Below are 13650 nucleotides of genomic sequence, written 5' to 3'. Positions count from 1 at the left end.
CCAACTTTGCTCCAAATTGCAAAGCAAAAAGGCACCAGAGATAGCTCTGATGCCTTTTCGAAAGGTGTGGCTGTGTATAGCGGAATTACATTTTTTTAATGTACCGGCATCCAATCTTCTCATAGCCCATATGTTGATAAAAAGAGCATGAGGATAGACGTTCGTCACGGTTCATTCCTGTTACATAGACAGAGTGATCTCCAGCTTCATTTGCTTGCTTTTCAGCTTGAGCAATCAATTCACGTCCAATACCTTGACCACGATAATTCGCAGAAATGATTAGACCTGTAATTTGTGAAGTCTGTTGTCCTGTCTCATATGAAGTCTCACGGTACATAGCGATCATACCGACGACCTGTCCTTCACGTTCTGCAACAAGAGTCAAAAATTGCGGTTTGCCTTCCAGCGCTTCCATCCGGTCGCGCAGTACACTTTCCGTCATCGGATAACGAAGTTCACGCATTAAAGCAGTTAGAGCTTGAACATCTTTACTTTCGAATTTACGGACTTCTGCAACAGGCATTAATACACTAGTCGACATGTACATACTCCTCTTTTAGCAGAGCTGCCGCTTGCACGGCTCGCTTCCGCGCGATTTCCACACTTTCATCCGCACTGAGAGCTACAGCCATTCGGCGACCCGGCTTGGTCTCCGGCTTACCGAATACACGTACTTGCGTACGAGGTAACTTCAATGCTTCATCTATTCCGCCAACGACAAAATCTTTGGAAGCTTGTGTTGCTTTGAGTGTCGCTGATGCACCAGGGGTTAACAAGTGAATACTCGGAATCTCAAAACCAAGAATCGCTCGCACATGCAGAGCAAACTCTGATAAATCTTGAGTAATCATTGTAACCATTCCTGTATCATGCGGTCTTGGCGACACTTCGCTAAATACAACACCATCCGGGGTTAAAAAGAGTTCGACACCGAACAATCCGTATCCACCCAGACGTTCTGTAATGGTTGCAGCAATACGTTGCGCTTCTTCTAGCTGTGATGCAGTCATTGGGTGCGGTTGCCACGACTCCACATAGTCTCCATCGCGTTGAATATGACCGATTGGCGGACAAAACAACGTTCCAGAGGCACAACGCACCGTAAGCAGTGTAATCTCACTTTCAAAATGAACAAAAGCTTCTACAATAACACGAACTGATTTGCCTCTTGCTCCTTCAAGCGCCGCATCCCAACATGCCGAAGCATCTTCAGGTGTACGACATACGCTCTGCCCTTTGCCAGACGAGCTCATAAGCGGCTTTACTACGCAGGGTGTTCCAAGTACTGCAACAGCCTCTTTCAGTTGCTCCAAATTATCAGCGAATCGGTACGCAGCAGTAGGCAATCCAAGTGTCTCGGATGCCAGACGGCGTATCCCCTCACGATCCATCGTTAATTGGGCTGCAACTGCGGTAGGCACTACATTGTAGCCTTCTTGCTCTAGTTCTACCAGAACATCTGTCGCAATCGCTTCAATCTCAGGTACAATGTAATCCGGTTGTTCACTGATAATGACTTCTCTTAGCTTGTCGCCATCGAGCATATCAATCACATGAGAACGATGAGCAACCTGCATCGCAGGTGCATCCGGATAGCGGTCAACAGCAATACATTCAATACCGAGCCGCTGAGCTTCGATCACTACTTCCTTGCCAAGTTCTCCACTCCCAAGCATCAACATCCGTTTCGCTTGACGAGAATTTGGGGCCCCCCACATGATAGACAGCACTCCCTTATACACATGTTTTGCACTGCAACCTACATGGTACTGCTTACGTCATTTTGCGTATTGAATCTGTTACCATTCAACAATTGCTAGCACATTGTAAAATTTCCGACGAATTTCCTTTTAAACTTTACAATGTGATGACACTTTCTATTCTCTTACCTAATGAGCAAGATTGCAAGTCACTTTACCTAAATTTTTTGACAATTCTCGTATAATTCGTGTTTTCAAAGCTTATTTAAGTCGAATATTGTCACAAAAAGCGGAATTGCGCTTCGATTAATCCATTATAAATTCCTTGTTTTTGAATCAATTCTGCATGTGTTCCTTCTTCTTTGATCTGACCGTGATCCAAAACAACAATATGATCAGCATGACGGATCGTAGATAGACGGTGAGCTACGATAAAAGAAGTTCGTCCTTGAAGCAGTACTTTTAGCGCTTCCTGAATACGTAGTTCTGTCTCGGTATCAATGCTGGCTGTCGCTTCATCCAAAATCAAAATTCTTGGATCAGCAAGTAAGGCGCGGGCAAATGATAACAGTTGACGTTGTCCCATAGAGAGCACATTTCCACGTTCTTCGACTTCTGTATCATATCCTTTAGGAAGCTTCTCGATATACGCATGAGCATGTACTGCTCTGGCTGCATTTTCCACTTCTTCATCGGTTGCATCCAGTCGTCCAAATCGAATATTATCTCTAATCGTGCCTGAGAAAATAAACGTGTCTTGAAGCACAATACTGATCTGTCCACGTAGACTTTCTAGCGTCACATCGCGGATATCATATCCATCGATCTTAATCGTACCGCTTTTAATATCATAGAATCGACTAATCAGATTAATAATCGTCGATTTACCTGAACCCGTATGTCCGACAAGTGCAATAGATTGTCCTGCGGTAACATGTAGATCAATCTCGCGTAGTGCAGGACGATTAGCTACATATTCAAAAGTGACTTTGTCAAAAACAATATCTCCGTTGATACGTGGTATCGGTTGTGCACCGGGCTTATCAGCGACTGAAGGCTGTTCATCCATAAATTCAAAAATACGTTCAGACGATGCCATCGCTACAAGCAATTGATTGTACATGTTGCCCAGACGGTTAATCGGATCCCAGAAGTTCCCTACATAGCTGGCAAAAGCAACCAGTGTACCGATCATAATCTCGCCGCTCGCTATCAAAGTCGCTCCATACCAGAACAAAATCATCGATCCCAGTCCACCAGTAATTTCTATCAACGGCCCGAACGATTGGTTAAGCGCAGATGCTTTGTCCCACGATTTTTTACTAGAAGCGTTCATATTATCAAAGTATTTCATATTTTCTTTTTCCTGTGTATACGCTTGTGTAACACGAATACCTTGAATCGATTCGTTCAAATGCGAATTGATACGTGAGTTTTTCATCCGTACTTCTTGCCATGATAAACGAATAATTTTGCGTAACTTGGTAGATACGAAGAACATTAACGGTACGGTTAGCATAACTGCCAGTCCTAATTTCCAATTGATCAACATCAAAATAACGACGATACCGAGCAATTGTACACAGTCGATCATGACGTTAACTGCACCATTGGTAAATAAATCTTGCAAAGAGTTCACATCATTCGTAACCCTTACCAACACAGAACCCGCAGGACGTTTATCAAAAAAGGAAAACGATAAGCGCTGAATATGACTGAACAGATCGGAACGAAGATCATAGATCACGCGCTGTCCAATAATATTTGTATATTTGATCCGGTAGGCATTGGCTGCCCATTGAATCAGGTATAATCCCAATGCTAATGCGGTAAGACCATAGAGTAAGGTTAGACTAGGAGCGCCTGTAGCCGGTTGAATAGCTTTGTCAATCGCTACCCCTGTGATGTAAGGAACAGCTAATTTGGTGACTGTACCTAGCACCATCATTAAGATAATAAAAGGTAATAGTTGCTTGGCATAAGGCATAATATAACCAAATAATCGAGCAAATTGTGACCAGTTAAATGCTTTATCAATCAGTTCATCATCTTGATAGACAAATCGATCTTCAACACGTGTTATAGATGAAGACGATTGCTTTTGTTGTTCTTTCAACGATTCTTTGGCTGAAATATTACTCATATGTTCTCACCTGCTCACTATGTGTATCACTAGGGACATCTCTTTGATGCTTATCATGAGAGAGATACAGATCGTCTGCTGCTTGAAGCCGTTCGATATGATCTGCATACTGAACACGATAAATATCTTGATATGCGCCAGGTACATCGATTAATTGTTCATGCTTACCACGTTGTACTACCCGTCCTTCTTCTAGCACCAGAATCTCATCGGCATGTCGTAAAGAAGAAATACGGTGAGCAATAATAAAGGTAGTTCTGCCTTTCATTACTTCCTGAAATCCGGATTGGATCTCGTGCTCTGTCTCCATATCTACTGCGCTGGTTGCATCATCAAGAATAAGAATTTTGGGATTTTTAAGTAATGCACGAGCGATAGCAATCCGCTGTTTTTGTCCACCGGATAATCCCATACCTCGTTCTCCTACAAGCGTATCGTATCCTTGAGGAAGCTCCATAATAAAATCGTGTGCTTTGGCAAGCTTGGATACACGAATAATATCCTCCATTGTTACTTCGTTCATGCCATAAGCGATATTATTTTTAAGCGTAGATGAGAATAGGAATGTCTCTTGAAATACCGAAGCAATCTGAGAACGCAAATCTTCAATTCGAATATCTCGGATATCTACTCCGTCTAATTTGATACTTCCTTCACTCACATTGTATGCGCGCATCAGTAACTGAATAATCGTTGATTTACCTGAACCTGTTCCACCTAATAAGCCAATAACCGAGCCTGGAGGCGCATCCAAATTAATATCTATAACAGCAGGCAATTGATTACCATAAGTAAATGTCATATGTTCAAATGTAACATGACCTTTCACTTCATGGATGTTCATATGACTGGTTGTATCTTTATCTTTGACATCTACGCGCTGATACAATATTTCTAAGATTCGTTCGGTAGAAGCTTTGGATTGTGTGTAGTTATTGATATGAAATCCCAGTCCCCACATGGGCCCGATAATATACCAGATCAGTGTAAAGAAAGCGACCAATTCTCCGAGTGTAAGCGAACCGTTAATCACTAATGTTCCACCAAATCCAAGCAAAATCACTATACAGACCGAAGCCAGTAATTCCATCACCGGAAAGTAACGACTCCATAGAGTTGCTGCATGAATCTGATTGGTACGATAGCGTTCATTACGAACAGCAAATTTATCTACTTCATGAGGCTCACGAGCAAAAGATTTGACAGTTCGTACACCTGTAATATTTTCTTGAACCGCTGTTGTTAAAGAACCCAGAGCAAGTCTCATTTCTTGAAAAGCAGGGTGAATACGAGATTCAAATTTGAGAGCGACAAAGACAAGAAAAGGGATCGATATCAGTGTAACCAGTGTCAGTTGCCAGTTCATTGAAAACATGACGATCGAACCAAAAATAACCATCATAAACACATTCAATAACTGAGCAAATCCAAAACCGATAAAGTTACGGATTGCTTCCAGATCACCTGTCAGACGTGACATTAAATCGCCTGTCTTCGCCGTATCATAATAACGGAAGGATAAAAATTGTAGTTTTTCGTAGCAAGCGTTGCGAAGTCGATATGCAATATAATTACCAAGACGTCCTCCAAAAAAACCATGTAAAAATTGCATAATTCCTTTCAAAATAGCGACACCAAAAATAGCTAGTGCTAGCATCGGAACCTGATCAAATCGCCTCAGCTTAATCACATCATCAATCAAAATTCTGAGTAAATTTGGATATACCAGTCCGAGCGCGGTAGCGGTTGCAAGACATAAAATAGAAAGGTACAAATAACTCCTTTTACTGCGATAGTAATCATGCAATTGCTTGAGAACGTCCATGTGTCTCCCCCTTTGATTCTATTGTCGATTATTAGCATAATGAAGCTTACCACCGTCCTCAAAAGCCCGCAAAGCGGATACATGTTCGTTTATCGTCAATGTCCTTAAATTTATGCCATAATTTAGACATAAACCGTTAATTTTAATGAAATAATACAAAATACTACGGTTCACGACCATTTCGTAACAGAAGTCAATTTTTGTAAACTTGTTTATGCAATTATTTGGTAAAAGCGTTATCATTTTAGGCATTTCATTCTGTGTTTATTTTCACAAACATAATAATAAGGAAATAATATATAGTTAAAAAAAGAACGCATGTCTTTTGACAGTGCGCTCTTTTTATTTATTATTTAGTTCTGATATGACTTTATAGTCTAACTTTACAAATTATAGGCTTGCTTGATTCTTGCTTGATCTTCTGCGGATACATGATGACTTAATTCATACAGATCACTCGCTAATGCTGACCAACGGTCTGCGCTAACGTCTGTTTGTAACGATGCTTCTGTTCCTTCGACCCATTCTGCAATTTGACGCTGCATATCGTCAGCTGCTTCTTGTAATCTTTCATTTAGACCGACAATATAATATTGTGACAACCGTTCACGTTGCTCATCCAACATCGTCGCAATCAGCTGATCCAATCGCGCAGATACTTCTTCGCGGAATTTCTCACGTCCACCTTGCTCGAAGAAATAGCGAGGATTACGGAACAACGACCAGAGTGACTTCCAATCCAGTACATCTGCTATTTTCATTTGTGCTAATTCGGGTGTCTGCCATTTCGTTAATTCTGGCTTAGACAACGTCAAACCTGCGGCTGCCGCTTCTGCTTCACGTCCATACACTTCTAATCGTTCACTTACCACTCGTTCAGAAGCTTTTTCCATACGTAACGTTGTTGCTAGCACTTCTTGTTCTAATTCTGTTGATAAACGGCGTAATAGCTCTCGTCCACAAGCGGCAAAATCTGCTTTGAGATCAGGTGATTCACTATTAAGCAGAGATGGATTAAAGATTTCAGGCATCCAATCTAGCGCCTTCAAGCGTACCCGTTGACGAACATGGAATAACAATTCGCCACTTTCTTCTTGAATTCGTCGATCAGGTTCAGTCTGGAACATACGCATAGCGGCGGCATGTGCGGCGGCTCGTTCTTGCACCAATTGTTGCATCCGTTCTACACGATAAGCTTCTCCACGCTTCGCCGCATCTTCCCATGTGAGTACCGTTTTGCGCACCCGCTCCACTTCGTCATAAGCGGCTTGAATAGCCAGCCCTGCTAATGTCTCATCGGCAAAGCTTGTAAAATGCTGTTGGAATTGTCGGAATCCTTCATCATTTCCTTGAATCGCTCTACGACTAGACAACGCATAGATATTAGGCTTACGAATTCCGGTTGTATTTAACTCATGCACTATACGTTCTACTACTTGATTCTTTTCTTCTTCTGACGAAGCAAGATCAGAAGCATTAACTACAAAGAACATATTGTCTAAAGCAAGACTGCCTTTAACCCGTCCTAATTGTTCTAACAACTGACGATCTCCATGAGTAAACGCATGATTATAATACGTAACAAATACGAGTGCATCTGCTGATTTCATGTATTCAAAAGTAACTCCGGTATGACGAGCATTAACAGAATCGGCTCCCGGTGTATCTACCAGTACCATCCCTTGAGCTGTCAATTCACAATGATAATACAGATCAATACGGCGGACAAAACAAGATTTGGTTTCTTCGGATACAAATCCTCTAAATTGATCCAGCCCTATTTTCAGTTCCTGTCCAAGCAAAGGTTCTGCTTCTTGCCAGCCTGCCGCTGCTGCGATCACAAAATTATAATGAGCGCGCGCAGATGGATGAATACGGGCAGGAGATAACGAAGATATCTGTTTACCCCAATCTTGCTCTAACGTCATCTCAGGCAATCCTAATAAGCGAAAAGCACCGCTAATATCTTCTTGCATTTCGGTTCTGCTTTTCATAAATACTTGTGCTGTACCATGACTATACTCACCTTCAGGTGCCATAATCTGTGTAATAGCAGCTGTCATCGGATGCGGGGAAACAGGAAGAACCGCTTCTCCTAGCAAAGCATTTGCAAAAGACGACTTGCCTGCGCTAAAAGCACCGAATAAAGCGAGCGTGAATTTACCATTTTCCATAACATGTGCACGGCGACGCAATTCGGTAGCCGGTAGACTTAATCCTTTAATATGTTCAATCATATCGGACGCTTGACGTAATTGCACAGCCGTTTGTAACAGACGCTCTTTGCGGTGAGAAGATACTGTATTCCCTTTTGCTTGTAGTGCTGCATCATCTGGATTATTGCTTGCACTTTTATTGAGTATAGAAGCATCTGGCGATTGTTCTGCTGTTGCTTCTTTCTGTACTGTCTGTGGTGTATTGATCTGATCTACAGATTGAGCTTCTATATATTCTTCTTGAATAGCAGGTAGCCACTGTGCTTGAAGTTGTTCACGTGCAGGCAATAATTTGCGTACTGCTTGATCGCTTTGTTCTTTTTGCTGTTCTAACTGCTGTTGATGCATCAAAGATTGATAGCGTTCAGATAATTGATCACGTTCTTGTTGTAATGTATGCTGTTCGGCTTCTACTTTGGGTTGTAATTGCTCAAATAAACGCTCTATTGCATCCAGTGCAGCACGACGATAAATAGCTACTGTTTTTTCACGTAAGGCACGCGTATAGTTCAGTACATATTCACCTGATATCGCTACATCTGAGCCTGCACCTGCTTCAATATCACGTTCTGTGATCTGGGGCAAAGAAGAAGTTAACAACGTTTCTTGTTCTTCTGTCCATAGCTGTTGCTCCTGACTCCATCCACGCAATAAACCACGTACATGAACATCTAGATTAGCAGCAACTTGCTCACGATAAGCGTTCAAAAAAGTAGACTTGCGTTGCGCACGCTCTTGCGCTGTTTTGTCTTTTGAAGCGAAAAATCCTTTTTTAAATCCAGGTCGTTCACTTTCTAGATACAGTTGAGCGAGATCGCGTACAGGTGCAGGCGTAATATTCGCTTGATCGACCAGACGTCCGATTTCCCAGCTCCATGATTTGCGATAATCTTCAATTTTATTTTGCGCTGTAACGATCTGTTGTTCAAATTGTTCTAATTGAGTATTGAGTTGTTCTACAGTCATATCATCATGCTGTTCATCTTCAGTATCAGACTGCTCTTGTTCATGGTTCATTTGCGCTTGCAACCATTTGGTATGTTCTTCTGCTAATTCCCATATCGCTTGTGATAGGCTATACATTCGTAACGGTTCACGCTCTACAAGCAATTCACCAATCACTGTCCGCAGTCGTTCTAGCTTACCATGACGGTGCAGAGGCTCCTGTCTGGAGACATACAGAATACCTGCTGGCTCAATGCCACGTCCTGCAAAAGACTGAGCTACACCGCGCTGGTAGTCAGCAAAAGGCAACTCTAGATCATCATGCTTATCAATTTGATTAACGATCAAATATAAAGGTTTGCCTCGTTCAGATAGTGTTTTGGCAAAAGAAAGATTGGTTTCCGATTGAACATGATTGTAATCCATCACATAAAATACAACATCAGCACGATGCAGAGCAGAGTACGTAGCCGCTTCGTGCGCCGCATCTGTCGAATCTACACCCGGTGTATCTAGTAACACACCATGAGCGCCTAGAAGCTTAATATCGTCCCATAGATCGACAGATTCGTACTCACCGCCGTTTTTGCAATATTCATCTAATTCATCTAACCCTATTTCAAATGATGGCTCTTGATTATTTAAATGTACAATAGCACGCGGTTCTCCATCACGAATCGCGGCAATATTTGCTGTTGTAGGAATAGGACTGGTCGGTAATACCTGTTTACCACATAACCAGTTCATCAGGCTAGATTTACCCGCAGAAAAGTGCCCACAAAAAGCAAGCACCAATTCTTCGGAACGATGCTTCTGGATTAAATCTTGTGCTTTGTTCGCAGCAGCCGTATTTCCTTGTTGTTCCAGTGTTGATTTTAATTGTTCTAGTATATGATCGAACGAATCTTTCGTTGTTGGTGTAATCGCTTGCATCAGTATGCCCTCCATCATGCATGATCTCTGCTCAAATTTACTTTGCTGATATTGTACCATTGTGATACACCTGCTGTAACTATTGGATTACAAGGTAGCCGATCTTATATGCTACGACAGACTTTTCCACTTCTTGTATTTTAATCATAAAAAAGGCTTTTTACGAATAGCATCTATAATAACCGATCGGAAGATCGTATAGATACTTTCATAAAAAGCCTTATTTGAGCACTGTTATAGTATTACTGAATTAGATAACGCTAGCTTCTTTTTCAGCAACAGGAACTAGAATTTCGAACAATTTACCATGTTGCAAAATAGTAATTCCTTTACCTTTGTCTTTCATCACAACAACATCGCGTTTTTGTGCCATACGCTCGATATAGTAATCAGGTACATCGCCAGAATAGTTAACAGTAATACCGTCAACTTCTTTTTCTTCGTTTTCAGCCAATTCTTCTGCTACCACTTGCTCAAAGATATCAGAAAATTGTTCAAAATTATCAGTGTATACGGAAATGCATTTCATAACGTTCGACCTCTTTTTATGTTGTAGTGTTGTTTTTCTCTACTGACTTTGAGATTTTAGGTTTGACCTTTTTCTCTTTGATCACTAGAGAAGTTTTCATTCTTTTTTTGCCTTCACGACAAATGTCCAATAGTGGACATACCTGACAAGCAGGATTTTGAGCTTTGCAATGATACCGTCCGAAAAAAATAAAACGATGATGACTAATCGTCCATTCATCCCGGGGTACACGCTTGTTCAGCTTGTTTTCCACTTCGGTTACATTGTCTTTCCAGTTTGCGAGTCCTAGCCTTTTGGATACACGTTCAACATGAGTATCTACTGCAAAAGCCGGCACATCAAATGCATTGGATACGACCACATTCGCTGTCTTACGTCCAACTCCTGGAAGCTGTACAAGCAGGTCATGTTCACCAGGCACTTCTCCACCATATTTTTCAATCAGGATCTGGCATAAATTTTGAATATGCTTCGCTTTGTTGCGATACAATCCAATACGCCGTATATCTTGTTCCAATTCTTCGAGTGGTACAGAGATATAATCCTGTGGTGTGTGATATTTCTGAAATAAATCTGCCGTCACCTTGTTGACTGTCGCATCTGTGCATTGTGCCGAGAGCAGTACAGCAATCGTCAGTTCAAACGCATTGTTATGATTAAGTTCGCAGTGCGCATCTGGGAACATGCCAGCGATGGTATCTAAAATATGTCTCACTGTAGTGGCATTCATTAGTATTCCTCCTGCAAAAAACCGCCTGTCCACGGCATTTTCCGCGACTCAGACGGTATCGTCTCACTGTACCTGCATGATAGGGATTGCTGCGTCTAGCATTAGATCTCGTACCCAATCTTCAATGACAATACAATTCGTATCTTAACATGTTCTGTGACGAATTGCACGCATCGTTTACATGAATTTTCAGTAATTTTTTACTTACGTCAACAAATCGTTAAAAGTTATCTCTGATTTATTTTTTTCCAAAAACAAAAGATCAGTCATCTATGGAATATATCCTATAGGACTGATCTTTTGGCAATTCTGTATTTTGTTTTAGGATACACCTAAATATTCTTTGATTCCTTTAACGACACCATCAGCAACCGCTTGTTGTCTGGAAGCATCATTCATTTTAGCTTCTTCGGATTTATTACTGATAAATCCAACTTCTAACAATACTGCTGGCATTGTCGTTTCGCGGATTACATGGAAATTACCATATTGTACACCACGATCTTTAAAGCCTGTTGCAGCTACTAAATACTTGTGAATCGTCTGTGCTAGCTTTTTGCTATTGCTGCGTTGGTAATATGTTTCTGTACCGGAAGCCGCAGAAGAACTACTGCTGTTCGCGTGAATCGAGACAAATAGGTCTGCATTCAGCTTTTCAGCTACTTTGACACGTTGTTTCAATTCAAGGAATGTATCATCTGAACGTGTAAGAACTACATCAATATTTGGATCTTGTTTTAAAATAGCTTCTACTTTCAAAGCGACTGCAAGATTCAATGCTTTCTCACTACTTACAGAACCGATCGCTCCTGGATCTTGATATCCATGTCCTGCATCAATAACGACAACTTTTTTGCCATCATTTCCTACAGAAGATCCGCCTTGCGTTGTTCCTTCTGTCGTTGTTGGAACAGTAGGCTTAGGTGTCGTGCCGTTATCTGGTGTTAGATCAACGATCAACAATCCATTGCCTTCGTTAAAGACTTCGTAATTCTGCTTGTTGTTCAGATCAATAACGATCCGAACAGAAGAAGGATCTGTGCTGTACTGTGAGTAACGAATTTGAGAAACTTTATCATTGTTCTCTACAGCAAGCGTTTGAATTTGTCCGGCACTTGCTGATTGACCAAATCCTCCACCAAAATCAGAGTTAGGCAGATCAATCACAATCCGATTCGGTGAATCCATTTTGGATACTTTCGGTGCTACGTTTTTGTCCAGTGTAACCAATAAGCGGCTTTCACTGAAGCTAATACCGTTCACCAGTGCAAGACCGTTCTCGGCGTTTGATCCTGATTCCGAAGTCGTTCCTCCGCCGGTGCTCGTGCCTGTTGTTGCCAACGTGACAATTTTGTCGCTGTTATTCCAGTTTACTTTGATCCCCATCTGTTCACTGACCAGACGAATCGGTACCAATGTTGTTCCATTTTGAACTACAGGTGCTGTATTCAGCGTGTACGTTTGGTTGTCGACAAAAGCCGATTTTTTGCCAATATTCAATGTGATTGATTTACCTTCACCATCAATCGCAACCTTACCAGCATCTTGATCCCAGGTTACTTGATAACCCAATTCCTGAGAAATCACACGAATCGGTACCATCACCGAACCATCAATATTCTGCACATCTTCCGGAATACTAAGTTGCTGTCCATCTAGTACAACACGTGTGTTCGTGGCAGCATCACTGATGTGGGGAAAGGACCACATAAACGCAAACAAAAATAACAAAAAAGCAAATTTCTTCATTCTTCACCCCTACCATTCCCGTTTTTTATTACCGAACTTCTTGTACGGCTCCTACCGGTTTTCACATACAACCAGACGATTTATTAGACGCTTAACTTTATCAAAAGTTGCGAGTCTTTTACAATCTTAACAGAATGAGCGCGAGCTTTCCTTAAATTTAAAAATGTTACGTCAATGTAACCTTAAAATCCAAAGCAGATTTGGCAAAATAAAAATGCACAACCTGCTGTCATAAGTACTATCGACAGGGTTATGCATTTTTTTAAGAATTATACGAATAAATGTTGAGCTTTGTTTTTTTCGTACGCTGTAATATCAGCTTCATGTTGTAACGTCAAGCCGATATCATCCAGACCTTGAAGCAAAAATTGACGACGATGCTCATCAAGATCAAAATCTATCGTCAGACCATAATCATCAGACAATTGTTTGTTCTCCAAATCGACTTTTAAGCGATATCCTTCATGATCGGCAGTACGTTGGAAAATATCCTGTACTTGCTCTTCTGATAATTTGATTGGCAAAATACCGTTTTTAAAACAGTTGTTGTAGAAAATATCAGCAAATGATGGTGCGATAACGCAACGGAAACCATAATCCATAATCGCCCATGGCGCATGTTCACGAGAAGAGCCGCAACCAAAGTTGGCACGAGAAACAAGTACAGAAGCACCTTCATAGCGAGGTTTATTCATTTCAAATTCTTGATTCACATTCCCTGCTTCATCCCAGCGCCATTCGTAAAATAGAAATTGTCCAAAACCAGTACGTTCAATTCTTTTCAAAAACTGCTTCGGAATAATAGCATCTGTATCTACATTCACGCGGTCTACAGGAGCTACGATCCCATTTAATTGTTTAAATTCTTCCATGGATAATT

Annotated in this window: 9 protein-coding genes; all 9 read right to left on the bottom strand. The window is 41.3% G+C overall.

Annotated features, from left to right (window positions below; all coding sequences use genetic code 11):
- Positions 1-85 precede the first annotated feature (85 nt).
- Positions 86-541 carry a GNAT family N-acetyltransferase gene (locus tag PQ460_RS09420; RefSeq protein WP_161594173.1) on the bottom strand — a complete coding sequence of 152 codons (456 nt, stop codon included), beginning with the start codon at positions 539-541 and terminating at the stop codon, positions 86-88.
- On the bottom strand, positions 531-1718 hold the full coding sequence (purT, locus tag PQ460_RS09415) for a formate-dependent phosphoribosylglycinamide formyltransferase (protein ID WP_274172448.1): 1188 nt from the start codon (positions 1716-1718) through the stop codon (positions 531-533). The genes PQ460_RS09420 and purT overlap by 11 nt, the downstream gene beginning before the upstream one ends.
- Positions 1719-1980: 262 nt before the next feature.
- Positions 1981-3843 (bottom strand): ABC transporter ATP-binding protein, encoded by a 1863-nt coding sequence (locus PQ460_RS09410; protein WP_274172447.1) that lies wholly within the window; start codon positions 3841-3843, stop codon positions 1981-1983.
- Positions 3836-5668 (bottom strand): ABC transporter ATP-binding protein, encoded by a 1833-nt coding sequence (locus PQ460_RS09405; protein WP_274172446.1) that lies wholly within the window; start codon positions 5666-5668, stop codon positions 3836-3838. Before PQ460_RS09405 ends, PQ460_RS09410 begins: the two co-directional genes overlap by 8 nt.
- A gap of 383 nt (positions 5669-6051) precedes the next feature.
- Entirely contained in the window at positions 6052-9762 is a 3711-nt protein-coding gene (locus PQ460_RS09400) for a dynamin family protein (RefSeq protein WP_274172445.1), read from the bottom strand.
- A gap of 250 nt (positions 9763-10012) precedes the next feature.
- Positions 10013-10291 carry an NAD/NADP transhydrogenase alpha subunit gene (locus PQ460_RS09395; RefSeq protein WP_204823577.1) on the bottom strand — a complete coding sequence of 93 codons (279 nt, stop codon included), beginning with the start codon at positions 10289-10291 and terminating at the stop codon, positions 10013-10015.
- A gap of 16 nt (positions 10292-10307) precedes the next feature.
- Complete coding sequence (gene nth, locus PQ460_RS09390) at positions 10308-11021, bottom strand: endonuclease III (RefSeq protein ID WP_273612809.1); 714 nt, start codon at positions 11019-11021, stop codon at positions 10308-10310.
- A 321-nt stretch (positions 11022-11342) separates the two neighbouring features.
- Positions 11343-12770 carry an N-acetylmuramoyl-L-alanine amidase family protein gene (locus PQ460_RS09385; protein ID WP_273612810.1) on the bottom strand — a complete coding sequence of 476 codons (1428 nt, stop codon included), beginning with the start codon at positions 12768-12770 and terminating at the stop codon, positions 11343-11345.
- A 269-nt stretch (positions 12771-13039) separates the two neighbouring features.
- Complete coding sequence (gene leuD, locus PQ460_RS09380; protein ID WP_273612811.1) at positions 13040-13642, bottom strand: 3-isopropylmalate dehydratase small subunit; 603 nt, start codon at positions 13640-13642, stop codon at positions 13040-13042.
- Positions 13643-13650: the final 8 nt, after the last annotated feature.

Source organism: Paenibacillus sp. KACC 21273 (genome assembly GCF_028736095.1).
Taxonomy (GTDB): domain Bacteria; phylum Bacillota; class Bacilli; order Paenibacillales; family Paenibacillaceae; genus Saccharibacillus; species Saccharibacillus kyungheensis.
Note: the sequence above shows the minus strand (reverse complement) of the source record. Positions and strands in the feature narration are given on the sequence as shown.

Coding starts and splice junctions, on each gene's coding strand:
- PQ460_RS09420 (WP_161594173.1), bottom strand. CDS start 541: ATGTCGACTAGTGTATTAATGCCTGTTGCAGAAGTCCGTAAATTCGAA.
- purT (WP_274172448.1), bottom strand. CDS start 1,718: ATGTGGGGGGCCCCAAATTCTCGTCAAGCGAAACGGATGTTGATGCTT.
- PQ460_RS09410 (WP_274172447.1), bottom strand. CDS start 3,843: ATGAGTAATATTTCAGCCAAAGAATCGTTGAAAGAACAACAAAAGCAA.
- PQ460_RS09405 (WP_274172446.1), bottom strand. CDS start 5,668: ATGGACGTTCTCAAGCAATTGCATGATTACTATCGCAGTAAAAGGAGT.
- PQ460_RS09400 (WP_274172445.1), bottom strand. CDS start 9,762: ATGCAAGCGATTACACCAACAACGAAAGATTCGTTCGATCATATACTA.
- PQ460_RS09395 (WP_204823577.1), bottom strand. CDS start 10,291: ATGAAATGCATTTCCGTATACACTGATAATTTTGAACAATTTTCTGAT.
- nth (WP_273612809.1), bottom strand. CDS start 11,021: ATGAATGCCACTACAGTGAGACATATTTTAGATACCATCGCTGGCATG.
- PQ460_RS09385 (WP_273612810.1), bottom strand. CDS start 12,770: ATGAAGAAATTTGCTTTTTTGTTATTTTTGTTTGCGTTTATGTGGTCC.
- leuD (WP_273612811.1), bottom strand. CDS start 13,642: ATGGAAGAATTTAAACAATTAAATGGGATCGTAGCTCCTGTAGACCGC.